Consider the following 25,620-nt stretch of genomic DNA (forward strand, 5'->3'; position numbering starts at 1 on the left):
GCACGGAGGATCGTTGACCATACTGTCGTTCGGCAGTGCCAGAACCGGGCGTGCCGGTGCCGACACCGCGCACCGACTGAGTCGCCGCGGCAGCGACCTCCCGGTCCGGGTCATCGAAATCGCGGACCCCACCGATGGCGGCTACCTGCTGGTCTTCGGCGAACCACACGACGGCTGCCTGGTCCGAGTGCACTCGCGCTGCCTCTACGGCGAGGGCCTCGGATCCGACGACTGTGACTGCGGTGCCGAGCTGGCGACATCGATGGACCGTATCCAGGCCGAGGGTGCGGGCGTGCTCGCCTACCTCGAACAGGAGGGTCGCGGCGCCGGGCTGCTGTGGAAGGCCCGTGGGTATCGGGAGAGCGAACGCTCCGGCGCCGACACCTTCGACAGCTATCAGCGCCTGGGCCTGGACCCCGACACCCGGCGCTACGACGCCGCCGCGGCGGCGCTGCGCGAACTCGGGCTCACCCGGGTCCGGCTGCTGACCAACAACCCCGACAAGTGCCACGCCCTGGACCGCGCGGGGATCACCGTCGACCCCGTGGCACTCACGATCACCCTGCACACGGCCCGCGGCAGGCAATACCTGCAGGCCAAGCGGCGACAGCGCGCCCACACCATCCCGGCCGATCCGCTCGCCGACGCCGCCCCGAGCACCGCGTCGCCGTCCTGGTGGCGGCCACGTCGTCGGCGGTAACCCACGCCACAATCCCGTATGTCCGGTTACGATGAGTGAGCTGCGCCACTGTGACGCCCATCTCTCGAGATGATGAGAAGGATTCACTCGCATCGGCTCAGCATCCGGAACGGCCTATTCGGGAACAGGGATATGACAGACATCGGTTTCGCGCACGCCTCGGGCGTCACGGTGCACACCGTGCCCGCCGCCTTCCAGCAGACCGCCGCGTTGCGGCCCGACCAGATCGCCTTGCGGACGGTCGGCGGCACCCAGCAGATCACCTGGGCGGAGTACGCGACGCGGGTGCGGGCGCTGGCCGCCGGCCTGGCGAAACTCGGTGTGCGCCACGGTGACGCGGTCGGCATCATGCTGACCAACCGCCCCGAGTTCAACCTGATCGACACCGCGGCCCTGCACCTGGGCGCGACCCCGTTCTCGGTGTACAACACCAGCTCCCCCGAACAGATCGCGCACGTGTTCGCCAACGCCGGCAACAAGGTCGTCGTCACCGAGCAGGCGTTCCTCGACGTCATCCGGGAATCCGGCGCCGAGGTCGAGCACACCGTCCTGGTCGACGGGACCGCCGAGGGCACCATCGGCCTGGCCCAGCTGGAGTCCGATCCGGAGCCCGGCTTCGACTTCGACGCCGCGTGGCAGGCCGTGCAGCCGGGCGATCTGGCCACCCTGATCTACACCTCCGGCACCACCGGCCCGTCCAAGGGCGTCGAGCTCACCCAGAGCAATGTGATCGCCCAGGTCGTCGGCCTGGTCTCCGGTCCGCTGCCGGTCGGTTTCGACGACCGTGCCGTGTCGTACCTGCCCGCCGCGCACGTCGCCGATCGCATCTCCGCGCACGCGATGAGCCTGCTCACCGGCATCCAGATCACCACGGTGCCCGACCCGCGCGAGATCGCCGCCGCGCTGCCCGACGCCCGGCCCACCGTGTTCTTCGGTGTGCCGCGGGTGTGGCAGAAGATCAAGGCAGGCATCGAGAACAAGCTCGCGGTCGAGCCGAGCCCGGTGAAGAAGGCGCTGGCGAACTGGGCGATCGGGGTCGGGGTCGCGCAGGCCAAGGCGAAGCTGTCCGGTGAGGGCGGCTCGCTGCTGCTCGGCGTGCAGCACAAGGTGGCCGACGCGCTGGTGCTGTCGAAGCTGCGCGAAGCGCTCGGTTTCGGTGATCTCAAGGTCGCCGCGTCCGGCGCCGCCCCGGTGCCCGCGGAGACCCTGGAGTACTTCCTCGGCCTCGGGTTCGCGGTCAGCGAGGTGTGGGGCATGTCGGAGACCACCGGTGTCGGCACCTTCACCGATATCGACAAGCCGCGCCCCGGCTCGGTCGGTCGCGTCATGGACGGTGTCGAGCTGCGTCTGGACGCCGACGGCGAGGTGCTCATCCGCGGTCCGATCGTCACCCCCGGCTACCGCAACATGCCCGACAAGACCGCCGAGGCGATCGACGACGCGGGCTGGCTGCACACCGGTGACATCGGCACCCTCGACGCCGACGGCTACCTGCGCATCGTCGACCGCAAGAAGGAACTGATCATCAGCGAGGCGGGCAAGAACATCGCCCCCTCCAACATCGAGAACGCCATGAAAGCGGCGTCGTCGATGATCGGTCAGGCCGTCGCGATCGGCGAGGCCCGCCCCTATATCACCGCGCTGATCATGCTCGACCCCGATGTCGTGGCGTTGCGCGCCAAGGAGTTCGGCGCCACCGACGCGACCCACGCCGAGCTCACCCGGCGCAGCGAGATCGTCGAGGAGGTCATGGCCGCGGTGTCGGCGGGCAACCGCAAGCTGTCCCGGGTGGAGCAGATCAAGCGCTTCGTGATCGTGGAAACCCTGTGGGAGCCGGGCGGTGACGAGCTGACCCCGAAGATGTCGCTCAAGCGCACCCCGATCGCGGCCAAGTACGCCGAGCAGATCGAGCAGCTCTACGCCGCGACGCCGGCCGATCACGTCGTCACTGTGAAGTAGGCACGACAACGGCGGTGGCCCCGGGAGTGCCGACTCCCGGGGCCACCGCCGCTTCTGTTCAGTTCTGCTCGTAGGTGCCGATCAGGGTGGCCCGGCCGAGCGAGTGGGAGAACAGGTTGAACCCGAGGAAGGCGGGTGTCGCGTCCGGGCCGACCTCGAGCTCGGGCACGTCGACGGCGTGCACCACCACGAAGTACCGGTGCGGGCCGTGGCCCGGCGGCGGGGCGGCGCCGACGAAGCCGGGGAAGCCGCCGTCGTTGCGCAGGGTGACCGCGCCGGCGGGCAGGGTGCCGCCTTCGCTGCCCGCGCCTGCGTCGAGCTCGGTGACCGAGGCGGGGATGTTGGCGACAGCCCAGTGCCAGAAGCCCGCGGCGGTCGGCGCGTCCGGGTCGTAGACGGTGACCGCGAAACTCTGCGTACCCTCCGGGAATCCGGACCAGCTCAGCTGGGGCGAGATGTCCTTGCCGCCCGCGCCGAACACACCCGAGACCTGATCGTTGGCCAGCGGTCGGCCATCGGTGATGTCGGCGGAGGTGACGGTGAACGACGGAACCTGCGGCAGTGCGTCATACGGGTTGTAGCTCATGGGTTCTCCGATTCGTGGCGTCGGTGCTCAGCTGTGCAGGAGGAAGTGTTCCAGTACCCGGGTGCCGAATTCCAGTGACTGCACCGGCACCCGCTCGTCCACCCCGTGGAACAGGGCGGCGAAGTCCAGGTCCGGCGGCAGCTGCAGCGGCGCGAAGCCGAAGCAGCGAATACCCAGCCGCGCGAACGCTTTCGCGTCGGTGCCGCCGGAGAGCATGTAGGGCACGGTGCGCCCGTTCGCGTCGTGGGCGAGCACCGCGTCGTTCATGGCGTCGACGAGATGGCCGTCGAAGGTGGTCTCGTAGGAGTCGAGCTCGGTGATCCACTCGCGCTCGACGTCCGGGCCGATCAGCTCGTCGACCTCGCGTTCGAACGCGGCCTGCCGCCCCGGCACCACGCGGCAGTCCACCACGGCCTCGGCGGTCTGCGGGATGACATTGGCCTTGTAGCCCGCCTGCAGCATCGTCGGATTGGCGGTGTCGCGCAGGGTGGCGCCGATGATGCGGGAGATGGTGCCGAGTTTGGCGAGCTGGCCCTCGATGTCGGGGCCCTCGGGGTCGAACTCCAATCCGCTCTCCTCGCTGACCGCGGCGAGGAATTCGGCCACCGAGTCCGACAGCACCACCGGGAAGGTGTGCCTGCCCAGCCGGGCGACGGCCTCGGCGAGAATGGTGACGGCGTTGTCGTGGTGCAGGAACGAGCCGTGCCCGGCGCGGGCCTTGGCCCGCAACCGCATCCAGCCCAGGCCCTTCTCGGCGGTCTCCACCAGGTAGAGCCTGCGTTCGGTGCCGTCGGGGCGCGGCACCGTCAGTGAGAAGCCGCCGACCTCGCCGACCGCCTCGGTGACGCCGTCGAACAGGTCGGGCCGGTTGTCCACCAGCCACTGCGACCCCCATCTGCCGCCGTTCTCCTCGTCGGCGAGGAAGGCGAACACCAGATCGCGCGGCGGGACGGTGCCCTCGGCCTTGAACTGGCGGGCCAGGGCCAGCGTCATGCCGACCATGTCCTTCATGTCGATCGCGCCGCGACCCCAGACGTACCCGTCGCGGACCGCGCCGGAGAACGGGTGCACGCTCCAGTCGGCGGCCTCGGCGGGCACGACGTCGAGGTGGCCGTGGATCATCAGCGCGCCACGGCCGGAGTCGGCGCCCTTCAGCCGGGCGAACACGTTGCCGCGGCCGGGTGCGCCCGACTCGACGTACTCCGTCTCGTACCCGACCTCCCGCAACTGCGCGGCCACCCACTCGGCGCACTCACGTTCGCCTTTCGTGGTCGCCAACTCACCGGTGTTGGAGGTGTCGAACCGGATCAGCGCACTGACCAGCTCCACCACCTCGTCCACCGCGCGGGACCGTTCGCTCGAACCAGAACTCTCGCCAGATGCCGACACGTCCCCTTCCTACCACCCCGGCGCTGTGCCCCGCGCCAGCTCCCCTGGCTCGCACGGATTCCGCCGCTGCCGGCGACTACTGCTCGGGCTGAGCCGAATTCCCCCGCATTCGCGCGTCCGCCGCCCGGCGTGTTTGGCTGTGGCGATGAGATCGCAGGTCGTTCGGGTCGGGACGCGGCTGCTGGCGGGTGCCGCGACGGCGGCGGGCGCACTCGGTGTGGCGTTGCATTACGTCGGCTGGCCGGCGGAGCCACTGGTGCTCGCCGCGTCCGGCGCGCCCTATCTGATGGGCGGGGCGATCCTCGGCGCGGTGGGCTTCGCGGCGACCCGGCAGTGGGTCGCGACCGGTGCCGCGGTGGTCGTCGCGGGACTCGGTGTGGCGACACAGGCGCCGCTGTATTTCGCCGACGGTGGGGGCGCCGGTCCCGCGATCACGGTGATGCAGGCGAATCTGCTGTTCGACGGCGCCGACCCGGCCGCACTGGTGGCCCAGGTCCGGTCGCGGGACGTCGCGGTACTCACCGTCAACGAGCTCACCCGCGTGGCCGTCACCGAGCTCGGGCGCGCCGGCTTGGACGAGGTGTTGCCGTACCGCTATCTCGCCCCCGGTCAGACCGCGAGCGGGACCGGGATCTGGAGTCGGTACCCGCTGTCGGACACCGTCGAATACGACGGCTACGTCCTCAACCAGATCTCGGCCACCGCCACGATTCCCGAGGTCGGACCGGTCGCGATCTACGCGGTGCATCCGGTCCCGCCGGTCTACGACGCCGGAGTCTGGGCCGACGAGTTGTCCCGGCTCGCCGCCATCCTGCGCCGGTCCCCGGCCGATCGCCCGGTGATCGTCGGCGGCGACTTCAACGCCACCTACGACCACGCGCGGTTCCGGGCGCTGGCGTCGGGCCGCTTCGCCGATGCCGCCGCTCAGGCCGGTGCCGGGCATCTGGTCACCTATCCGACGGACAAGCGCCTGCCGCCGCTGGTCGGCATCGACCACGTGCTGCTGGCCGGCGCGCACGCCACCGTGGTGGAGACCGTCGCGCTGCCCGGTGCCGATCACAAGGCGCTCGTGGCCCGGGTCGTGCTCGACCGCCGCTAGCGGCATCGTTCAGCCGCCGCCCTGCTCGCGGGCGGCGACCAGGGCGTCGATCCGCGCGCCGACCGCGCGCCCCGCCGCGTGCAGTGGTTCGGCCGAGCGCAAGGTTCTGGCCAGCACGAACGCGCCTTCCAGCGCGCTGAGCAGGCCGATGACGAGGTCGCGCGCCTCGCCCGCGTCCAGCCCACGCCGCATGAAATACGCGGTGCCCTGGTCGATCCAGTCCGCGACGACCTCGGCGGCGACCGCCCGCAGCTCCGGTTCGCTGTCGGCGATCTCCCCGGCGACGGTGCCGACCGGGCACATATTGATCCACCCCGACTCGGCCATCGTGCGTGCGGCATCGTCGAACGCCGCGGGCACCGCCACCCGCAGATCAGGGTGCGGGTCCATCAGCAGCGGCAGCAGCTGGATGTAGGCGGCGCCGGAGGTCCGCAGCGCCTCCGCCGCGATCTGCACCTTGCCGTGCGGAAAGTGGTGGTAGAGCGACCCCATCGGCGCCTGCGCGGCCGCGGTGATCTGTTTGACGGTGATCGCGCTGTACCCGTGCGTGCGCATCAGCTCGGCGACCGCGACGACCAGCCGATCCCGGGTAGCCGTTGACATCTTCTCGCTCACCGTTCCAGACTAGAGCAAACACACTAGAGCGAACACTCTAACGCTGGAGGTCCTCATGCCGACCGTCGATCTGCCCGCGGGCCGCATCCACTACCGCGAACGCGGCGACGGCCCACCGGTCGTGCTGCTGCACGGCCTGCTGATGAACCACACGGTCTGGGATTCCGTCCTCGACCTGCTCCCGACCGGCTTCCGCTATGTGCTGCCCGATCTGCCGCTGGGCGCGCACCCCGAACCGCTGCGGCCCGGCACCGACCTGAGCCTGCGCGGCCTCAACCAGCTCGTCGCCGATTTCCTCGCCGCCCTCGACCTGCGCGAGGTCACCCTCGTCCATTCCGACTGGGGCGGTGCCCTGTTCCTCACCGCCTTCGGGCTCGACGACCGCGTCGGCCGGCTGATCGTCTTCCCGAGCGAGGCGTTCGACAACTTCCCACCCGGCCTGCCCGGCAAGACCGCGACCCTGGCCGCCTATCTGCCCGGCGGCATCACCCTCGCACTGCGCCAGCTCCGCATCCGCCTGCTGCGCGACAGCCCGCTGATGTTCGGCTGGATGGCGAAGTTCCCCCTCCCCGACGACCTCGTCCACGGCTGGACCGAGCCGGGTCTGCGCGATCGGGGTATCCGGACCGACCTGCTCGCCTACGCCCGCTCGGATTTCCGCAAGTCCGACCTCGTCGCGAATACCGAAGCGCTGCGGCATTTCCGGGGCGAGGCCCTGATCCTGTGGTCGTCGGCGGGCAAGGTCATGCCGCGCGAGCACGGCCGCCGCCTGGCCGAGCTGATCCCGCGCGCCCGGCTGGTCGAGATCGACGACGCCTACGTCCTGTCGATGCTCGACCAGCCGAGCGCGGTCGCCGCCGCTGTCACGGACTTCCTCGCCGCCACCTCGGCGCAGCCGACCGAGCGCTGAGGTCGCTCAGGTCTGCTGCACGGGGTGGTAGGCGTCGGCACCGAGCCCGAACGTCCACGCGACGCCTTCGCGCGCGGTGCGGGTGGTGGGTGGCACGCGCAGCCAGTACACGCGATTCGTGCCGTCGGGCTCCGGCGTCGAATTGACGACCTCGACCATGACCACGTCCTCGTCGCCGACGAGATCGATCCGCCACAGGATGCCGGTCTCGTCGCGATGGACGGGACGGGCATCGGATTCGGTCAAGTAGCGGTCATAGCCGTAGTGCTCGAGCATCACCCGACGTAGCTCGGCGTTCTCCTCGTCGCGGATCCGCTGCGGCGTGAGCGAGTTCAGACTGTCCAGGAATTCGGCAGGCACCGGCATGCCACGCCACGCGTGCAAGGCAAAGCCATCAGCATAGGCCAGGGCGGGCCCGTCGGCGCGGTCGAGCCGCCCGGCCTCGTCGCGGTGCAGGGCAAGGGGGCGTTCGGAGATCACCGCGACCTTCTCGTAGGGCCACCACCAGCCGGCGTGCCGCGCCACCGCGGCGACCCCGTCGAGCGGACGCCCCGGTGTGGCGTCGTAGGCACTGAGCCAGGCCGCCTCGTGCTGGCCGAGCACGGCATCGAGCAGCAGTACCCGGATCCGCCGCTCCTGCTTGCGATCACCTGCCGCGGCCTCGACGACGCCGGCGCGGATCCGGTCGATCACCATGCCGGTGACCTCCCACAGGTCGGCGCCGGTGGCGCGCCAATGCGCGCTGTAGCCGTGCGCACCCAGTTCGGCGTGCAACCGGGCACGCTCGGCCGCCCATGGACCGCTGCGCACCGCCTCGCGCACCGGTGCGCCCGTGTCGATCCCCGAGGTCAGGATCCGCACGGCCTCCAGCGGTGAACGCGCCCAGCGGATCTGGTCCGGTGCGGGCAGCCCCGCGCGCGAATAGGCAAGGCGCACGCCCGCTTCGGCGGCCGCACGGTCGCCCGGTCCGGTGGCGGCGGCGATCGTCCGCCAGTGGTTGTCCGTCATCGTCGTCTCCCCGGTCATCAGTCTGCTACCACCCGGACGGAGCCGGGGATGTACTCGCGCTGGCGCACCACCCTGTACCAGCCCTTGGGCAGGCCGATGGCCGCGTGCTCCTCGTGCACCACCCGCCCGCCTTCGGGCAGGTGCAGCAGCATCGGGCCGAAAGCCCCTGCCTCCCTGATCAACCGGCCGGGCGCCGCGATCGCATGCGCATGCCCGGTCACCTCCCCGAGCGCCAGCACGAGCCTGCCCCGCCCGTCACGGTTCTCGCCCCGTGCCGCCGGCGCACTGCCGGGTACCGCCGTCTCGGCCAGCGGCACGATCAGGACATCGCCTTGTCGATACATGAATTTCCTCCCGTCACGGCCCGCGACCGCTGCCGTGGCGTGGACGGTAGCGGCAGGTGCCGACAACTCGGCCCGCCGCGCGGATTGTCGGTGCCGCTTGGTAGAAACACAGCTGTCACCACGGGGTCACTACGCCAGAAGGGGCGGGCACAGCTATGTCCATCGGAGAACATCTGCGCGGGTGGGGTGGTCTGCCCACCTATTCGTTCCCGGGCCCGGAGAAGGACGCCGAAGCGCGGGAGGCGGCCGTGCGGCTGCTGCCCGCTGCCGACGGTGTGGCGTGGCGGATCGGCGTCGATGCCTACGACGCCGCGGAGACCTGGCCGGAGGCGTTCGCCCGGTTCCTCGACACCGTCGATCCGGCGCGGGTGCGCGCGATCGTCGTCGGCTCGTGGGCCGACGCCTACGACAACCGCCCCGACGATGTCATCGATGCCATCATCGCTGCCCGCGAGCGGCTTCCGGCGCTGCGGGCGCTGTTCGTCGGCGACATCATCGGCGAGGAGTGCGAGATCTCCTGGATCAACCAGGGCGAGGTCACCCGGCTGCTCGACGCGTTCCCGCGGCTCGAGGAGCTCGGCGTGCGCGGTGGCATGCAGCTCGAGTTCCCCGCGGTCCGCCACGAGCACCTGCGCACGCTGAAGGTGCAGGCCGGTGGCCTGCCGGTCGCCGTGGTCCGCGGCATCGCCGCCAGCGACCTGCCCGCGCTGCACGATCTGGAACTGTGGCTGGGCACCTCCGAATACGGCGGTGACGCCGATGTCAGCGACCTCGCGCCGATCCTGTCCGGTGACCAGCTGCCCAGCCTGAAACGCCTGGCCCTGCGCAACAGCGAGATCCAGGACGCGGTGTGCGCCGCGGTGGCCTCGGCTCCGGTGGTCGCCCGGCTCGAGGAGCTCGATCTGTCGATGGGTGTGCTCACCGACGACGGCGCCGCCGCGCTGCTCGGCGGCCAGCCCCTGACCCACCTGACATCGCTGGACCTGCACTACAACTACGTGAGCAAGGAGATCGGCGCCCGCTTCGCCGATACCCTCGCCCCGGCGGGCGTGGCCGTGAACCTCGACACCGACGACGCCGAGTCCGATGCGGACGACGACGGTTCGGTGTGGCGGTTCGTCGCGGTCGGCGAGTGACCCGACGTGCGCTGGGTGGTGGTCGGCAACGCCGAGAACCGGCGGGTCCGGCTGTTCACCGACGCGGCGCGCGCCGCGGGATATCCGGCGCCGCGGGTCGTGGCATGGCTGTCGGTGCTGACCGACGGTGGTCATGATTTCGCCGACGACGAGGTCGTCCGGCTGGACTCGCCGGGCGAGAATATGGCAGTCGATGCAGTGTTGCGTGGCGTGAATGATCCGACCCGCGTGGAGGGTTCGGCCCGCTGGTACACCCGCTTCCTCGCGGCGGTGGGCTCACTGCGCGGCGGGCGCAGGCTCGATGATCCGGCCGAGCTCGCGGTGCTGTTCGACAAGCGGCGCTGTCATGCCCGCCTCGCCGCGGCCGGTGTTCCGGTCCCGCCGTCGCCGGTCACCGGCCCCCTGCACGGCTGGGCCGAGGTCCGGGCGCAGATGCGCGCGGCGGGCATGGCGCGGGTGTTCGTGAAGCTCGCGCACGGATCGTCGGCGTCGGGGGTGCTGGCGATCGAATCCACCGCCTCGGGCCGCTGGCAGGCGACCACCTCGGTCGAGGTGAGTGCCGAGGGCGCCCTGCACAATTCGCTGCGGGTGCGCCGGTATCGCGACGAGCGCGAGATCGCCGCCATCGTCGACCGGCTCGCTCCCGACGGGCTGCACGTCGAACGCTGGATTCCCAAGGCCACCACCGGCGGCCGCTCCGCGGACCTGCGGGTCGTCGTGATCGCGGGCCGGGCGACCCACGTTGTCGTCCGCACGAGCCGCGGCCCGCTGACCAACCTGCATCTCGGTGGTGCCCGCGGTGACCTGGCTCAGGTCCGTGCCGCGACGGGTGCGCGCTGGGCCGAGGCGATGGAGATCTGTGAGAGCGCCGCTGCCTGCTTCCCCGCAACCTTGTGTGTCGGGGTCGATCTCCTGCCCGGCGTGGACTGGCGACGGTTCACCGTCGGTGAGGTCAACGCCTTCGGTGACCTGCTGCCGGGACTGACCGGACTGCCCGGAACTCCGGCCGAGGGCTTGGACACCTACACCGCGCAGCTCACCGCCGCAGACGCGATCGGAGCGTCCCGATGACCGCCTCGACACCCGCCCGCCCCGATATGACCGAGGTCGTCGGCCGCGACGACCTGTTGCTGCTCACCCTCGACACTCTGCGCTACGACATCGCGACCGAACTCGCGGCGGCGGGCAGGCTGCCCACCCTGTCCACGTATCTGCCGCAGGGGCAATGGGAAAAGCGCCACGCGCCGGGCAGTTTCACCTACGCCTCCCACCACGCGATCTTCGCCGGCTTCCTGCCGACTCCGGCCGCACCCGGCCCGCATCCACGGCTGTTCGCGGCCCGGTTCGCCGGCAGCGAGACCACCGCCGAGGGCACCTTCGTCTTCGAGGAGCCCGATCTGGTGACGGCGCTGGCGGCCCGCGGCTACCACACGGTGTGTATCGGCGGCGTCGGCTTCTTCAACAAGCGGGGCGCGCTCGGCAGCGTGCTGCCCGGACTGTTCACCGAAAGCCATTGGGCACCGGAGTTCTCCGTAGCGTCCCCGACCTCGTTCGCGGCACAGGTGGCCTGCGCCGAGCGTGCGGTCTCCGCTGTGCCCGCCGATCAGCGGCTGTTCCTGTTCCTCAATGCCTCGGCACTGCACCAGCCGAACTGGTTCCATCTACCGGGCGCGACGCACGACGCCGGGGACAGCCGGGACACCCACGCAGCGGCGCTGGAATACATCGACGCCCATGTCGGCAGGCTGTTCGACGCGATGCGGTCGCGCCGACGGTGTTTCGCGATCGTGTGCTCCGATCACGGCACCGCGTACGGCGACGACGGGTACACCGGTCACCGGCTCGGCCACGAGTCGGTGTGGACGGTCCCCTACAGCCACTTCTTCCTGGAGCCCGACGCATGATCGACACCGCGCTACCGCGCCCGTACCAGAACTACGTCTACGCCTATCCGCACAAGACGGCCTACCGGCCGCTGCCGGACCGGCCGCCGCTGTCGCGAGTGTGGGCGGGCGAATCCCGGTCGGCGCTCTCGCTGTATCTGCACATCCCGTTCTGTGAGGTGCGCTGCGGCTTCTGCAATCTGTTCACCCGGGTCGGCGCACCGGACGGTCTCACCGGCCGCTATCTCGACGCGCTCGCCCGCCAGGCCACCGCGGTCCGCGACGGTCTCGGCGATGCCGAACCATCGCACTTCGCCAACGCGGCCTTCGGTGGCGGCACCCCGACCTTCCTCACCGCCGACGAGCTGACCAGGCTCTGCGATATCGCCGAGCGGATCATGGGCGCCGACCTGCGCGCGATCCCGCTGTCGGTGGAGGCGTCGCCGTCCACCGCCACCGCCGACCGGCTGGCGGTACTGGCCGATCGCGGGGCGACCCGATTGAGCCTGGGCGTGCAGAGTTTCATCGACGAGGAAGCCAGAGCGGCGGTGCGGCCGCAACGCCGCTCCGAGGTCGAAGCGGCCCTGGGCCGGATCCGTGACGCGGGCATCCCCGTGCTCAATATCGACCTCATCTACGGCATCGACGGTCAGACCGCCGCGAGCTGGCGGGTCTCACTGGACGCGGCACTGGCTTGGCGACCGGAGGAGATCTACCTCTACCCGCTCTACGTGCGCCCACTGACCGGTTTGGCCCGACACGCCGATCCCGCTGTCGCCGAACAGGACTGGGACCGCGTCCGGCTCGCGCTGTACGCGCAGGGCCGCGACCATCTGCGCGCCGCCGGCTACGAACAGGTATCCATGCGCATGTTCCGCCGCGCCGATGCGCCGCCCCAGGGCCCCGACGACTACGCCTGCCAGACCGACGGCATGATCGGGCTCGGCTGCGGCGCCCGCTCCTACACGAGCACGCTGCACTACTCCTTCGACTACGCCGTCGACCTGCGCGAAGTGCGCGGCATCATCGACAGCTACGTCGCGACGACGGATTTCGCCACGGCGCTGCACGGCCGGGTGATCGACGGCGACGAAGCCGCCCGCAGGCACCTGCTCCAGTCGCTGCTGCAAGCGGACGGACTCCCCGTCGCCGACTACCGTGCCCGCTTCGGCACCGACCCCTGGGACGACTTCGGCGTCGAACTGCACGCCTTGGCCGACCGTGGCTGGCTTGCCGACACCGGATCCGGCCTACTGCGCCTGTCACCGGAGGGCCTGGCGTACTCCGACGCGATCGGCCCCGGCTTCTTCTCCCCCGCCGTGCGCGCCGCCATGGCCGCCTACGAACTGCGCTGACCGTGGACCTGACCATCCTGTATCGCGGCCCGCTCGCCTCCTGCGACTACGACTGCCCGTACTGCCCGTTCGCCAAGCGCCGCGACTCCACCGACCAGCTGCGCGCCGATCGGGCCGCGCTGCGCCGCTTCACCGAGTGGGCGCACGCGCAGACCGAGGACCGCCTGTCGGTGCTGTTCACGCCGTGGGGTGAGGGCCTGGTGCGTTCGTGGTACCGGACGGCACTGGTCGAGCTGTCGCACCGCCCGCACGTCGATCGGGTCGCCATCCAGACCAATCTCGGCGGCCGGATCGACTGGACCGCCGACGCCGACCGCGACACCCTCGCCCTCTGGTGCACCTACCATCCCGGCCAGACGCCCTATCGCCGCTTCCTGGACAAGGCCGAACGGCTGGCCGAGGCCGGAATCCGGTTCAGCGTCGGCATCGTCGGCCTGCCCGAGCATCTCGACCATGCCCGCCGCCTGCGCGCCGACCTGCCCGACCACGTGTACCTGTGGGTCAACGCCGCCGAGGGCCACACCTACACCGACGACGAGGCCGCGCGCTGGACCGCCATCGACGCGCTCTTCCCGTTCAGCAGGCACCCGCACCGATCGGCCGGATCACCGTGCCGCACCGGGTCGTCGGTGATCTCGGTCGACGGTGACGGCGAGGTCCGCCGCTGCCACTTCGTCCGCACCCCACTGGGCAACCTCTACGACGGCTCCTACCGTGCGGCACTGACTCCGCGTCCGTGCCCACTGTCGGTGTGCGACTGCCACATCGGCTATGTCCACCTGGAGACACTGCCGCTCTACGACGTCTTCGCCGGTGGTGTGCTGGAACGGATTCCCACTCAGCCGACGTCGAGTGTGGTATTCACCGGCGTGACGCCCGTCGACAGGTCGAGCACCGGGCAGTGCGCGTCGACCGCCTGCTGCAGTTCGGCGTAGCGCTGCGCGGTCTCGGGCCCGGCCCGCGCGGTCGCGTCGGAGATCTCGTTGAGCGTGGTGAGCTGACTGGTCATGCCGGGACGCTATCGCCGCGCCGACGTCCCGCCCACCCATACGTTCGGCCTGATTCCAACCTCGGCCGGAGCGGCACCTCAGTGCGAGTCGTTGCCGTGCGGTCGATCTTCGATGTGCGGGATCTCGTCCCACCACACCGTCTTCGTGCGCGGAGTCTCGCCGGGCCGCATCGGGCGTGCCGCGGTGACAGGCAATCCGGGACGTCGGATCCGGTCACGCCGACGCCCTCCCAGAGCCGTGCGTCGGAGCACTCCTGCCGGTCGAATTCGATCCAGTATCGCCGCGGCGTGGTCATCCAGGATTTCCTTGTGCCGGCATCAGCGTCGACAGGCCGACCGTGGTCAGCGCGCGACACCCAAGGACAAGGCGGCGAAGGCCTTCGGCGCGCCCGGCTGGTAGAACCGGTCGAGTTCGACGGTCTCGAATCCGGCGCCGGCGATCAGGCCGGGGATATCGCGATCGAGGTGGCATCCGCCCGCGATGCGCTGCTGGATCGGGTCGAGCCGATGCTGCCAGGTCCGCACCGAGGCGTCGGGGGCCAGCCCGTGCTCGACGAAGTGCAGTGTGCCGCCGGGTTTGAGCACGCGGCGGATCTCGGCCAGCGCGGTCTCGACATCGGGAATCGTGCACAACGTGAAGGTCGAGAGCGCGGTGTCGAATGTCGCGTCCGGGAACGGCAGCGCCTGCCCGTCGAGGCCGGCCCGCTCGATCGGTACCCGGCTCGCCGCCACCCGCTTGGCCGCGATCTTCCACGCGGTATCCGCCGGTTCCACTCCGCTGACCCGCTCCACCGCGTCCGGATAGAACTCCACATTGGTCCCCGACCCGAACCCGACTTCGAGCACAGCCCCGTGCAGACCGGCGCAGGTGCGCCTGCGCAGAGGATCGTTGTTCGCCACCCCGCACACCGTGTCGACGATGTGCGGCAGGATCCGCTCGGTATAGAAGCCCATCCCTCGATCATCCCCTGTATGCCCGCATCGCGCCGCCGAACCCCGGTCGCCGGGACACGGCGACCGGGCGGCGCTGCCTTACTTCGCGGGGAACGGCGCGGTGATCGTGGTGAAGTACTGGATCACGGCCCCGACCGCGACGGGTGCGGTCACCAGCAGTTGACCCGCCACGGTACCGAGGGCGCCGACCGCGAGGATGCCGCCGAGACAGCCGACGGCGGCCGCGGGCAGGAACGGTCCGAACAGGCCGACGATGGTCGCCGCGGCGACGGTCGCGCCGACGACGCCACCGAGGACACACCCGACGGCGGCACCACCGAGTCCGCCGATCAGCGTGCCGACCGCGGCGCCGGTGGAGATGGTGGTGGTCATGCGCGCCCAGGCCGCCTGTTCGCGGTCGTATTCGGTCTTCCACGGCGCCTTGTCCTCGAACGGCAACGCGACCGGCCGGTAGACCGCCTTGTCCATGGACAGTTCAGGCGTCAGGGTCGCGGTGCGGCCATCGATGTGCGCGGCGATCGGGAAGACGAAGTCGTCGACGGCGAAGCGCAGTGGTGCCGCGGCGACGACGGTGCCGTTGTCGGCCTTCGCCGTCAGCGCCCCGTTCTCGACCGTGAGGGTGCCGGCATCGATCTCGATGATCGAGGCCGTCTCGGTGGCGTGCGCGGTGAACCCGATCGGGCTGGGATCGGCCGGATCCGCGTGCGCGGTACCCGTCGCGGCGACCACCGTGAGCGCGGCGGCGGTCAGCGTCTTCATCAGCATGGTGTGGTTCCTCATCTTCAGTGCAGGGGTGCCGCGGTGACGGCGCGGACGTGGTCTTCGCTGACGCCGGGCGCGCATTCGCGCAGCATCAGCCCCGCCGGTTCGACATCGATGACGGCGAGTTCGGTGATGACGCGGTGCACGACACCGACCCCGGTGAGCGGCAGCGTGCAGCGCGGCACGATCTTCGACGCGCCCGCCTTGTCGGTGTGGGTCATCAGCACGATCACCCGGCGGGCACCGTGGACCAGGTCCATCGCGCCGCCCATGCCCTTCACCATCTGCCCGGGCACCATCCAGTTGGCGAGGTCCCCGGTGGCCGAGACCTGCATGCCGCCCAGCACGGCGGTGTCGATGTGGCCGCCGCGGATCATGCCGAAACTGAGCGCGGAGTCGAAGAAGGCGGCGCCGTCGGCGACGGTGACCGTTTCCTTGCCCGCGTTGATCAGGTCGGCGTCGACGTCGTCGGCGTGCGGGTAGGGGCCGGTGCCGAGGATCCCGTTCTCCGAGTGCAACGTCACCGCCACATCGACGGGCAGATGATTGGGGATCAGCGTGGGCAGGCCGATCCCGAGGTTGACGTACTCGCCGGAGCGCAGTTCCCGGGCGGCGCGGGCCGCCATCTCGGTACGCGTCCAGCCGGCTGTGACAGTCGAGGTCACGAGACGGTCCGCCTTTCGATCGGTTTGGTCTGCGGGCCCGTGTGCACGATGCGGTCGACGAACACCCCGGGTAGGTGCACCTGCGCCGGATCGAGCGTGCCCGCCGGGACGAGGGTCTCGACCTGCGCGATACACACCTTCCCGGCCATCGCGGCGAGCGGGTTGAAGTTGCGGGCCGCCTTGTTGAACACCAGATTTCCCGCGGTGTCGCCGATCAGGGCGTGCACCAGGGCGTAGTCGGCGGTGATCGACTCCTCGAGCACGAACCGGCGGCCCGCGAAGGTCCGGACCTCCTTGCGCGGGGAGGCCACCGCCACCGACCCGTCGGTGTGATACCGCCACGGCAGCCCACCCTCGGAGATGGGTGTGCCGACGCCCGCGGCGGTGAAGAACGCGGGAATCCCGGTGCCGCCCGCCCGCAGTTTCTCCGCCAGGGTGCCCTGTGGCGTCAGTTCGACCTCGAGTTCCCCGGCCAGGTATTGGCGGGCGAACTCGGCGTTCTCGCCGACATAGGACGCGGTGACCCGGCGGATCCGCTTCTGCGCCAGCAGAATTCCCAACCCGTGGTCGTCGGTGCCGCAATTGTTGGAGAAGATCTCCAACTCGTCTGCGCTGCCTGCCGCGAGCGCGCGGATCAGGGTGTCCGGAATGCCGCACACCCCGAACCCGCCGACAGCCAGCGACGCACCGGAGCCGATATCGGCGATCGCCTCGGCGGCGGTGGCCATGACCGTCGTCATCGGGCGAGCTCCGCGCTGTCGGTCATCGCGAGCAGGTCGTCGAGGAGTTCCTGCGCGCGCGGCCACGGGCCGTAGCCCGCGGCCGGATTCAGGTGCCCGACATCGCCGAGCTCGACCAGGCTGCTCCCCCACGCCTCGGCCATCCCGGACACCCGCCGGGCGGTGGCCAGCGGGTCGGTGCTACTCGCGGCGACGATGCTCGGGAACGGCAACCGGCGGCGCGGCACCGGGGTCCAGCCGTGCGTGGCGAGGTCCGCGGCGCTGGGATAGCCGGGCGGTAGCGGTGTTTCGAAGTCGGGGGGCGTCGCCAGCAGCGCGCCGCGCACGGGGCGGGTGGCCTGCTGAGCCCAGTGCACGGTGATCATCACGCCCGCGCTGTGCGCGACCAGGACGACGGGTCCGTTGATCTCGGCGAGTACCGCGTCCAGGGCGGCGATCCGCGCGGGCAGGCTGAGCCCGTCGTGTTCCAGCGGCGGCACGATGGCCACCTCGTCCAGGGTCGCGGCCAGCAGGGTCTGCCAGTGGTCGGCGACGTGATCACGCAGACCCGGCACGATCACGACCGTCGGGGTGGGAAGGGAATTCATCGGTGCGGTCATCCTTTTCGACGAGAATCAATGCGGTGCGGCGGCGTGCACGGCGGCGAGTTTGCGCAGCCCCAGCGGGTAGACACGGCGGCCAAGCAGCAGGGCCACGACGGCGAGCACCGACACCACCGGTGTCACGCGCAGCGCGTCCCACAGACCGAGGTGGTCGGCGAGCACTCCGACGACGAACGGGCCGAGGGCGAGGCCGAGCAAGCTGTTGGCCAGGGTGAGGGTGCCGAACGCCGAGGCGCGCACGGAGGCGTGGGTGAGATTGGCGACCATCGCGACGGTCGGGCCCGCCGAACCACCGGAGAAGAAGGCGCCGATGCCGAGCAGAACCAGCTGCGGCACACCGGTGTCCAGGCTGAACCCGAGCCCGAGGCTGACGAGCGAGATCAGGCAGAACACGATCGCGGTGCTCCATTTGCGGCCCATGTCGGCGCGGCCGACCCGATCGGTGATCACCCCGCACACCACCATGCCGGTGCCGACGAGGGTCACGATGACCGCCGCCAGCCCCGCCGCCCGATCGGGCGCCAGCCCGTAGTAGCGGTTGAAGAAGCTCGGCATCCACGACAGCAGCACGGCCGCGGTGAACATCTGCAAGCCGCTGCCCACGTAGGCGCACAGCACCGCCGGATTGGTGAACAGGGTCGACAGCGGCGCGCGGTAGGCGATCTCGGGCGCGGGATCGGTGACGTGGCCGGCGGTGCGCTCCTCGGTGACCACCGCCCGGAACGCCACCGCCAGCACCAGCCCGAAGATCGCCATGGTCGCGAACGACCACCGCCAGCCCAGGTGCACCGCGATCACGCCGCCCGCGGCGACCCCGAGCACCGACCCGAACGAGCCGCCGGCCATGAACGCCCCGCTCAGCGCGGCGTGCCTGCGCGCGGCGAACACACTGAGCACCAGCGCGATACCGACGCTGCCGTAGGCGGCCTCACCGACACCGACGAAGAAACGCGCGGCCAGCATCTGCGGGTAGTTGTCGGCGAGCGCGCACACCAGTGTCGCGGCGCTCCACACCAGGGCCATCAGCACCAGGCTCTTGACCCGGCCCCACCGGTCGGCCAGCACCGACAGCGGCAGGGTCAGCAGCCCGACCATCAGGGCGACGACGCTGCTCAGCGACGCCAGTTGCGAATCCGACAGCGCCCATTCGGCTTTCAGGAACGGAAAGACCGCGCTGAGCACTTGGCGCGACATGTAGTCGGCCAATAGCAGGCCGAAGGCCAGCGCGAACACCAGCCAGGGATAGGTACGGGAGACGGACAGCGTTCGATACGTCGCCGCGACGGCGGTCGTGGTGTGGTCCATGGGTGCTCCTGCGAACCGGTGGACGTCGTCGCTGACGTCCACCGGGTTGTCGAGACAGGGAAGCCGATCCCCGGGAGGGGTCAGGCGTGGTGGGTGAACCCGACCTGGCCGGGCTTGCGGTTCGGGGCGAACCCGATCTTGGCCAGCGTCTCGTCGGCGTCGGCGTAGCGCTCGTCGAGCTTGTAGATCTCGCGCGCTTCCTTGCCGGTGGCGACCTCGCGGCCCAGTTCACCGGCGATCCGGACCAACTGCTGGATCTGCTGGACCGAGGTCATCTTCTCGCCCTTGCGACCCCACAGGGTGTCCTCGTTGCCGCAGCGGGCGTGCAGGCCCATGGCGATGGCCATCGTGTTCACCGGCAGGACGCTGCGCATCAGCGTCTCCAGGGTGAGCACCGCGCCGTCGGGGGTGCGGCGGATGAACTCCATCATGTTGTAGGGGTTGGGGCCGTCGAAGCCGCCGCCGATGCCGACCCAGGTCAGCATGAGCGGGCCGGTGTAGTGGCCGCGCCGGATCAGCCGCTCGACCGTTTCCAGCTGGGGAATGCTCGACAGCTGGAAGTGCGGCTGGATGCCGTTGGCCTGCAAGCGCTTCAGGTGTTCGGCGACCCAGGTCGGGCCCGCGGGGACATACATCTCCCGGTATGCCTCATAGACCTCGGGCCGCTCGAAGGAGGTGCCCTTGATGTCGTCCTCGGTCATCAGCTCGACGATGTTCATCTGGCTGGTGTTGATGGCGATGGTGACCTGGTCGGGCTTGGGGTCGAGCTGGGCCAGCATGTGACGGGCGTCGTCGGACAGCCACAGCGCGTCGGCGCCCTCACCTTCCGGCGAGAACGAGATCGATCCGCCGACCTGCAGGATCATGTCCGGCACCGCCTCGCGCAGCCGGCCGAGCAGTTCGTTGAACTTCGACAGCCGCTTGGACCCCTTGCCGTCGAGTTCGCGCACGTGGATGTGCAGCACGGTGGCGCCCGCTTCGTAGCAGTCGACGGCCTGCTGGACGTGCTCGTCCATGGTCAGCGGAAGGTCTTCCCGGAAATCGTCGAGTTCCCATTCCGGGCCGTAGGGCGCAGCGGTGATGACCAGCTTTTCCTGGTTCTCGGGGAACAGCGCGTCGTCGTGAAAATGCATGGGGGTACTCCGATCGGAATTGCAGATGAAAGGAAAAGAAGGAGTCAGTAGGGGCGATCGCCGATGATTCCCGCGCGCTCCATCTTGCGGACGCCGGGCCAGTAGTCCTGCACCGCGTAGTGCTGGGTGCAGCGGTTGTCCCAGATCGCGAAGCTGTTCTCGGTCCAGCGCCAGCGCACCTGGTACTCGGGGATACTCGCCTGGCGCATCAGGTAATTGAGGAGTTCGCTCGCACCCGGCGCGTAATCGGCGCCGAATCGCACGTTCTCCGGTGTGTGGTAATTGACGAGATGGGTCGTGAAGGAATTGACGAACAGAATGTCCTCACCGGTTTCCGGGTGAATCCGCACGACCGGATGTTCGGCGTCGGGGAAACGCTCGCGCAGTTCGAGGCGCTGCTCGTCGGGGAGCGCGGCACCGAAACTGGCTTCGATACTGTGCCGGGCCCGCAGATGCGCAATCCGCGATTTCACCTCCTGCGGCAGCCGCCTGTACGCCTCGACCATGTTCACCCAGATGGTGTCGCCGCCGACGGGCGGCGATTCCACGCACCGCAGGACCGAGCCCATCGGCGGATTCACTCGCCAGGTGGCATCGCAGTGGTAGGCGTTCTCGTAGTGCTCGGCCGGGCTGTCGAGGTCCTTGTAGATGCGGACCAGGCCGGGATGGTCGGGGTCGCTGCCCAGGGCCGGGTGACCTTCGAGCGGGCCGAAACGTTCGGCGAGCGCGACGTGTTCGGCGCGGGTGATGTCCTGGTCACGGACGAAGAGCACCTTGTGGCGCAGCAGCAGCGCGCGCAGTTCGGCGAACAGGGTGTCCTCGGCGGCGACTTCGGCGAGATCCACCCCGTGCAGTTCGGCGCCGATGGTGGCGGTCAGCGGTTCCGCCTTCATCGCGGTACGGACGGTCATGGCTGGTTCCTTTCCGGTGGACGCGTCAGAGCGTGAAAACCGAGGCGCCGACGCTGCGGCCCGCTTCGAGGTCGCGGTGCGCTTGGACGGCGTCGGCGAGTGCGTAGCGCTGGTTGATCTCGACCCGCAGGCGGCCCGCGGTGAGGTGGTCGTGCAGTTCACCGGCGAGTTCGGCGCGTTCGGCCGGGTCGGCGATGTAGTCGGCGAGGGCGGGGCGGGTGACGAACAGCGAGCCCTTGACGGCGAGCTGCATCGCCTCGATCGGCGGCACCGGACCCGACGCGGTGCCGAAGCACACCAGCAGGCCGCGCCGGGCCAGCGAGTCCAGCGAGGACTGGTAGGTGGTCTTGCCGATGCTGTCGTAGACCACGGGGACGCCCGCGCCGTCGGTGATCTCGCGGACCCGGGTCGCGACGTCCTCCCTGGTGTAGATCACCACGTGGTCACAGCCGTTCGCGCGGGCGACGGCCGCCTTCTCCTCGCTGGAGACGGTGCCGATCACCCGGACGCCGAGCAGCTTGGCCCACTGGGTGAACAGCTGACCGACCCCGCCGGCCGCGGCGTGCAGCAGGACGGTGTCGCCCGCGCGCAGCGGATGGATGCGCCGCAGCAGGTAGGCGGTGGTGAGACCGCGCATGGTCGTGGCGGCCGCGATGTCGAACGCGATGCCGTCGGGCAGCGCGATCAGGTGTTCGGCGGGCATGACCCGTTCGGTGCTGTAGGCGCCGAGCGGACTACCGGTGTAGGTGACCCGGTCGCCCGGCGCGAAACCGGCGACGCCGGGCCCGACCGCCTCGACGACCCCGGCGGCCTCGACGCCGAGCCCGGCGGGCAGGACGGCCGGGTAGAGACCTGTACGGAAGTAGGTGTCGGCGAAGTTGAGTCCCACGGCCTCGTGGCGGAGCCGGACCTGGCCGGGCCCCGGATCGCCGACCTCGGTGGTCTCCCACCGCATCACGTCGGGGCCGCCGATCTCGGCGAAACGAATTGCGTGTGCCACTGCATCTCCTTCGGTGTGATGGACATAACAGTAGGGACGCGCCCCGATCAGTGCTTATCCTGACGGGACAGAAAACTATTCATCTCGGGACATCGAGGAGGTGGTCGAGTGAAGCCGTTGTCCCGGTACGCGTCGTTGAACGACTACCTCGAACTGGCCCGATCACTCGGGTTGGAGCCCGCGCGGCTGATCCGTGACTGCGGCCTGGATCCGGCCGGTTTCGGCACCCAGGACCGCTGGATTCCGGCCGAGGCCGTCGCCGAACTGCTGGAACGCTCGGCCGCCGAATCCGGCCGGGAGGACTTCGGATTGCGGATGGCGCAGCTGCGGCGCTTCGCCAACCTCGGCCCGCTGAGCCTGGTCATCCGCGAGGAGCCCGATGTGCGCAGCGCGCTGCGACTGCTCGCGCGTCACGAGCACATGTACAACGAGGCACTGCACACCGAGATCGTCGAGGCCAACGGTGTGGCCACGCTGCGGATCTCGGTCGATGTGGGCAGGCCCGCGCCGGTCCGCCAGGCCGTCGAGCTCACCACCGGGGTACTGCACGGACTGCTGCGCGGCTTCGTGGGGCCCACCTGGCGGCCGATGCAGATCTGCTTCTCGCACCCCGCGCCGCGCGATCGCGCCACCTACTACAAGATGTTCGGTCCGCACGTCGAGTTCGACCAGGACTTCGACGGAATCCTCACCTACAGCACCGATCTCGACGCCCCGAACGCGATGGCCGACCCACTGCTGCGCACCTACACGCAGCAGTTGATGGGCACGCTGGCGCCGACGCGGGAAGCCACGGTCACCGACCGGGTCCGCGAACTCGTGGAACTGCTGCTACCGACGGGGCGCTGCACCGTCGACCAGGTGGCCCGCAGTCTGGGCGTCGACCGGCGCACCGTGCACCGCAGACTCGCCCAGGACGGCACCAGCTTCACCGCGATCGTCGACGACACCCGCGCCGCACTGGCCGAACGCCTGGTCGCCCACCGCCGCCACTCCCTCACCGAGGTCGCCGATCTGCTCGGCTTCTCCTCGGTGAGCAACTTCTCCCGCTGGTTCCGCGCCCACTACGGCACCAGCCCCCGGCAGTGGCGTGAGCTGAACCCACACCACTGACCGGCCGCGCTCAGGCCAGGCGACGGTCGAACACCTGGGTGCCCGCACCGGCGGCGGCATCCACGGTGACGACTCGCAGATTCACCTTCTCCTGGCTCACATCCATCACCATGAAGCCCAGTTCGTGCTGGGTCTCGTACAGCGCGGGATGCGCGGAACCCTTGGGCGCCGCGGGCTGGCCGGAGGCCGTCTTGCCCGCCGCACCCGAGACGAGCTGCCGGGTGCCCTTCATCGCCGCGGTCGGCTCGAGCACCTGCAGGGTGTGGTCGTGGCCCGACAGCAGGAACGACACCTTGCCCAGCACATGGTCTTCGAAGAACCGCTTGGCGTGCACGCCGTTGATCGGCTCGATCGGCAGACCCTCGTAGTTGCCCGCGTCGCCGTGCGGCCCGTTGCTGATGTAGGCGTGGTGGGTGCAGGCGATCTTCCACGGCGCGGTCGACTCCGCCAGCGCCCGGTCCAACCAGGCGCGCTGCTCGTTCATGTACTGACCGTCCACCGACCAGTAGGGGTCGAGCAGCGGCGGGATGTAGGCCGCCAGCGGGTTGACGTCGAGCACGAAGAACTCCACCACCGGGTTCTCCTCGGGCACCCGCACCGAGTAGTAGCGGCTCGGCATCCACCAGCGGCGCGACTTGGCGTGGTATTCGACCTCGAAATTGCCGCGCGTCAGCCAGCCGCCGTCGCCCGGGAACACCGCGGAGGTGTCGTGGTTGCCGAGGACCATGGCCCACGGAAAGTCCAGGCCCGCGTTGGGATCCTCGAACTTCGTGGCGAACTGGGCGTCGTCGGGGCCGTTCGGGCCGGTGTCGTAGATGTTGTCGCCGAGACCGAGCGCCATCGTGAACGGCTCGCGCGCGTGGAATGCGCGGGCCGCGTCGGCGACCGCCCACTGGGTGCGGCTGCCGGTGCCCGCGTCACCGGTGATCAGGATCCGGGCGGTGCGACCGGTGGCGCCGGGCGCGAACTTCGGCACCTCGGCCGGGACCGCCGCGGCGGGCGTCAGCCCGACGAGGGAGATTCCGGCGGCGACGCCCGCCGCGCTCGGCCAGAACTTCCCGCCTGCCGATACCGTCCGGGGCGGAACCTGGGGTGGAGTGCGACACGTGGATACTCACCTTCTGGTCTGGGATCGCTGGAAACTTACACCGCGCACATCGACTGGATGACGCCGCGCACGATGGGGGCGCCGTAGTCGGTCGGCGCGAAGACCAGTTTCTGCACGATCGACAGCGGCGTGAGGACCGTGTCGGCGACCCCGGCGTACCCGGCGACGCTGCTACCCGCCGAGAACAGCAGGCTGGTGATGTCGAGGGTCAGCGTGGCCAGGTCGAAGGCGTTCTCCACCTCCACCTGGGCCAGCGGTACCGTGTCGAGCGCGGTGCCCGCGGCGACGTCGGCGCCGAGGTTTGCCAGGAAGGTCAGCGGACCCAGGTCGAGGGTTTCGACCAGCGGTCCGAGGTCGTCGGCGCGGCGCATCAGCATCACCTTGGCGACCCGGTTGCCCGCCAGGAAGTACTGCAGGTCCGCGGCGGCCTGATCGACCGCGGCCGTGTCGATCTGTACGGCGCCGCTGGTCAGGAAGGCCCGCGAGCGTTCCACGACGGCGGCCATGGTCAGGTCGGCGACCGGCGTGCAGGTGCCGTCGGCGGTCATGACCAGGGCGGCCAGGTCCTCGATCGGCTGGGGGACGTCGACGGGTTCGGTCGTGGCCGCGCCGAGGTCCAGCGGCGGGTACACGTTCGGGGCCACACAACCCGCATCGATCGAATTCTGGACCGCCCGAGCCAAGGCTTTGGTGCCGGAGAACGCCGCGCCGACGATCGGCTTGAGGAAGATCCCGACCGTGGGAACCATGCCCGCGGCGAGCTTGGCCGGGATCTTCACGATGCCGGTGGCGAGGATGAAGACCTCGATCGCGTCGTTGACGGTCAGCTGCGAGACCGACATCGTCTGATCGATCCGGCCGGTGCGCACCGCGTCCAGGCCGTTGACCAGGTAGGTGACGATCGGGTCATCGAGTTCGGCGGGCCGGGTGCCGACCAGCTCCGGCCGCATCGGCAACCCGTCGCGGTGCACCCGCACCGCGGCGATCCCGGCGCGGAATTCGGCGACCTGCTGGTCGTAGGCGGCCAGCTGCGCGGGCCCGACCAGGCCGCGCAGGATCGACGCGGCCGCGGTCACCACGTCGTCGAATGTCGGTGCGCCCGTGACGCACAGCGCCGCCGCGTCACCGATCGGGGTGGCCGCGAGCGTGTCCTCGGTACTCGCCTGCGCGGTTCCGGGAGCGAGCAGGACACCGGCGGCCACGGTGAGCGCGGTGAGGGAACCGACGCAGGGTGTGGCGAGGCGGGACAGGGGCAGACGCATGCGCAGTGATCTCCGGCTGGGCGGCCGCTCGGCACACCGCCGAGGGCATCGGGTGAAAGGTGCGAGACGAAC

General features: G+C 70.1%; 25 protein-coding genes and 2 pseudogenes. 10 read left to right on the plus strand and 17 right to left on the minus strand.

The window, feature by feature from the left end:
* The first annotated feature begins 13 nt into the window (after positions 1 to 13).
* Together ribA and NV348_RS33915 are read left to right on the plus strand one after the other, a co-directional pair.
* A complete protein-coding gene (ribA, locus tag NV348_RS33910; RefSeq protein ID WP_447150564.1) occupies positions 14 to 700 on the plus strand; it encodes a GTP cyclohydrolase II RibA in 687 nt (228 codons plus the stop codon).
* Positions 701 to 832: 132 nt separating this feature from the next.
* Positions 833 to 2,659 carry an AMP-dependent synthetase/ligase gene (locus NV348_RS33915; RefSeq protein ID WP_447150565.1) on the plus strand — a complete coding sequence of 609 codons (1,827 nt, stop codon included), beginning with the start codon at positions 833 to 835 and terminating at the stop codon, positions 2,657 to 2,659.
* 58 nt (positions 2,660 to 2,717) lie between these two features.
* Here NV348_RS33915 and NV348_RS33920 read toward each other — a convergent pair whose 3' ends face one another.
* Both NV348_RS33920 and NV348_RS33925 read right to left on the minus strand, forming a co-directional pair.
* The gene (locus NV348_RS33920; protein WP_447150566.1) at positions 2,718 to 3,245 is read right to left on the minus strand and encodes a YbhB/YbcL family Raf kinase inhibitor-like protein; all 528 of its coding nucleotides are present in this window, start codon (positions 3,243 to 3,245) and stop codon (positions 2,718 to 2,720) included.
* A 27-nt stretch (positions 3,246 to 3,272) separates the two neighbouring features.
* Entirely contained in the window at positions 3,273 to 4,634 is a 1,362-nt protein-coding gene (locus NV348_RS33925) for a M20/M25/M40 family metallo-hydrolase (RefSeq protein WP_447150567.1), read from the minus strand.
* Between the two features lie 145 nt (positions 4,635 to 4,779).
* On the opposite strand from NV348_RS33925, the gene NV348_RS33930 reads away from it, so the two are divergent.
* Positions 4,780 to 5,733, plus strand: a complete 954-nt coding sequence (locus NV348_RS33930) for an endonuclease/exonuclease/phosphatase family protein (RefSeq protein ID WP_447150568.1) — start codon at positions 4,780 to 4,782, stop codon at positions 5,731 to 5,733.
* Between the two features lie 9 nt (positions 5,734 to 5,742).
* Here the strand turns inward: NV348_RS33930 and NV348_RS33935 are convergent, their stop codons facing one another.
* A complete protein-coding gene (locus tag NV348_RS33935) occupies positions 5,743 to 6,348 on the minus strand; it encodes a TetR/AcrR family transcriptional regulator (RefSeq protein ID WP_447150569.1) in 606 nt (201 codons plus the stop codon).
* Positions 6,349 to 6,403: 55 nt separating this feature from the next.
* Between NV348_RS33935 and NV348_RS33940 the strand changes: the two genes are divergently transcribed.
* Positions 6,404 to 7,258 carry an alpha/beta fold hydrolase gene (locus NV348_RS33940; protein ID WP_447150570.1) on the plus strand — a complete coding sequence of 285 codons (855 nt, stop codon included), beginning with the start codon at positions 6,404 to 6,406 and terminating at the stop codon, positions 7,256 to 7,258.
* A gap of 6 nt (positions 7,259 to 7,264) precedes the next feature.
* On the opposite strand, the gene NV348_RS33945 is transcribed toward NV348_RS33940, so the two are convergent.
* Together NV348_RS33945 and NV348_RS33950 are read right to left on the minus strand one after the other, a co-directional pair.
* Positions 7,265 to 8,266: a DUF6745 domain-containing protein gene (locus NV348_RS33945; protein ID WP_447150571.1), complete on the minus strand. Its 1,002-nt coding sequence runs from the start codon at positions 8,264 to 8,266 to the stop codon at positions 7,265 to 7,267.
* Positions 8,267 to 8,283: 17 nt separating this feature from the next.
* Entirely contained in the window at positions 8,284 to 8,610 is a 327-nt protein-coding gene (locus NV348_RS33950; protein ID WP_447150572.1) for a DUF8820 family protein, read from the minus strand.
* Positions 8,611 to 8,765: 155 nt separating this feature from the next.
* Between NV348_RS33950 and NV348_RS33955 the strand changes: the two genes are divergently transcribed.
* The 5 genes and pseudogenes from NV348_RS33955 to NV348_RS33975 all read left to right on the plus strand — a co-directional run.
* Complete coding sequence (locus NV348_RS33955; RefSeq protein WP_447150573.1) at positions 8,766 to 9,746, plus strand: STM4015 family protein; 981 nt, start codon at positions 8,766 to 8,768, stop codon at positions 9,744 to 9,746.
* 6 nt (positions 9,747 to 9,752) lie between these two features.
* Complete coding sequence (locus tag NV348_RS33960) at positions 9,753 to 10,817, plus strand: STM4014 family protein (protein ID WP_447150574.1); 1,065 nt, start codon at positions 9,753 to 9,755, stop codon at positions 10,815 to 10,817.
* On the plus strand, positions 10,814 to 11,650 hold the full coding sequence (locus NV348_RS33965) for an STM4013/SEN3800 family hydrolase (protein WP_447150575.1): 837 nt from the start codon (positions 10,814 to 10,816) through the stop codon (positions 11,648 to 11,650). The genes NV348_RS33960 and NV348_RS33965 overlap by 4 nt, the downstream gene beginning before the upstream one ends.
* Positions 11,647 to 12,984, plus strand: a complete 1,338-nt coding sequence (locus NV348_RS33970; RefSeq protein WP_447150576.1) for an STM4012 family radical SAM protein — start codon at positions 11,647 to 11,649, stop codon at positions 12,982 to 12,984. Before NV348_RS33965 ends, NV348_RS33970 begins: the two co-directional genes overlap by 4 nt.
* Before the next feature lie 2 nt (positions 12,985 to 12,986).
* A pseudogene (locus tag NV348_RS33975) lies at positions 12,987 to 13,808 on the plus strand (STM4011 family radical SAM protein); the annotation flags it as partial.
* Between the two features lie 14 nt (positions 13,809 to 13,822).
* Here the strand turns inward: NV348_RS33975 and NV348_RS33980 are convergent.
* The 10 genes and pseudogenes from NV348_RS33980 to NV348_RS34025 form a co-directional block, all read right to left on the minus strand.
* A pseudogene (locus NV348_RS33980) lies at positions 13,823 to 13,942 on the minus strand (OsmC family protein); the annotation flags it as partial.
* A gap of 393 nt (positions 13,943 to 14,335) precedes the next feature.
* Positions 14,336 to 14,947, minus strand: coding sequence for a class I SAM-dependent methyltransferase (locus tag NV348_RS33985; RefSeq protein WP_447150577.1), 612 nt, complete (start codon positions 14,945 to 14,947; stop codon positions 14,336 to 14,338).
* A gap of 78 nt (positions 14,948 to 15,025) precedes the next feature.
* Entirely contained in the window at positions 15,026 to 15,712 is a 687-nt protein-coding gene (locus NV348_RS33990; RefSeq protein ID WP_447150578.1) for a DUF8020 domain-containing protein, read from the minus strand.
* A gap of 17 nt (positions 15,713 to 15,729) precedes the next feature.
* Entirely contained in the window at positions 15,730 to 16,335 is a 606-nt protein-coding gene (locus NV348_RS33995; RefSeq protein ID WP_447151210.1) for a 3-oxoacid CoA-transferase subunit B, read from the minus strand.
* 35 nt (positions 16,336 to 16,370) lie between these two features.
* Positions 16,371 to 17,114 (minus strand): CoA transferase subunit A, encoded by a 744-nt coding sequence (locus tag NV348_RS34000; protein ID WP_447150579.1) that lies wholly within the window; start codon positions 17,112 to 17,114, stop codon positions 16,371 to 16,373.
* Positions 17,111 to 17,701 (minus strand): RBBP9/YdeN family alpha/beta hydrolase, encoded by a 591-nt coding sequence (locus NV348_RS34005; RefSeq protein WP_447150580.1) that lies wholly within the window; start codon positions 17,699 to 17,701, stop codon positions 17,111 to 17,113. The genes NV348_RS34000 and NV348_RS34005 overlap by 4 nt, the downstream gene beginning before the upstream one ends.
* Positions 17,702 to 17,728: 27 nt before the next feature.
* Entirely contained in the window at positions 17,729 to 19,021 is a 1,293-nt protein-coding gene (locus NV348_RS34010; RefSeq protein ID WP_447150581.1) for an MFS transporter, read from the minus strand.
* Positions 19,022 to 19,101: 80 nt separating this feature from the next.
* Entirely contained in the window at positions 19,102 to 20,154 is a 1,053-nt protein-coding gene (locus NV348_RS34015; protein ID WP_447150582.1) for a beta-keto acid cleavage family enzyme, read from the minus strand.
* A gap of 44 nt (positions 20,155 to 20,198) precedes the next feature.
* On the minus strand, positions 20,199 to 21,065 hold the full coding sequence (locus tag NV348_RS34020; RefSeq protein ID WP_447150583.1) for a TauD/TfdA dioxygenase family protein: 867 nt from the start codon (positions 21,063 to 21,065) through the stop codon (positions 20,199 to 20,201).
* A gap of 25 nt (positions 21,066 to 21,090) precedes the next feature.
* A complete protein-coding gene (locus NV348_RS34025; RefSeq protein ID WP_447150584.1) occupies positions 21,091 to 22,065 on the minus strand; it encodes a quinone oxidoreductase family protein in 975 nt (324 codons plus the stop codon).
* 108 nt (positions 22,066 to 22,173) lie between these two features.
* Here NV348_RS34025 and NV348_RS34030 point away from each other — a divergent pair, with 108 nt between their 5' ends.
* Positions 22,174 to 23,178, plus strand: coding sequence for an AraC family transcriptional regulator (locus NV348_RS34030; protein WP_447150585.1), 1,005 nt, complete (start codon positions 22,174 to 22,176; stop codon positions 23,176 to 23,178).
* Between the two features lie 10 nt (positions 23,179 to 23,188).
* Here NV348_RS34030 and NV348_RS34035 read toward each other — a convergent pair whose 3' ends face one another.
* Positions 23,189 to 24,154, minus strand: a complete 966-nt coding sequence (locus NV348_RS34035) for a metallophosphoesterase (RefSeq protein ID WP_447150586.1) — start codon at positions 24,152 to 24,154, stop codon at positions 23,189 to 23,191.
* A gap of 167 nt (positions 24,155 to 24,321) precedes the next feature.
* Positions 24,322 to 25,548, minus strand: coding sequence for a hypothetical protein (locus NV348_RS34040; protein WP_447150587.1), 1,227 nt, complete (start codon positions 25,546 to 25,548; stop codon positions 24,322 to 24,324).
* Positions 25,549 to 25,620: the final 72 nt, after the last annotated feature.

This window comes from Nocardia fodinahabitans (assembly GCF_052983615.1).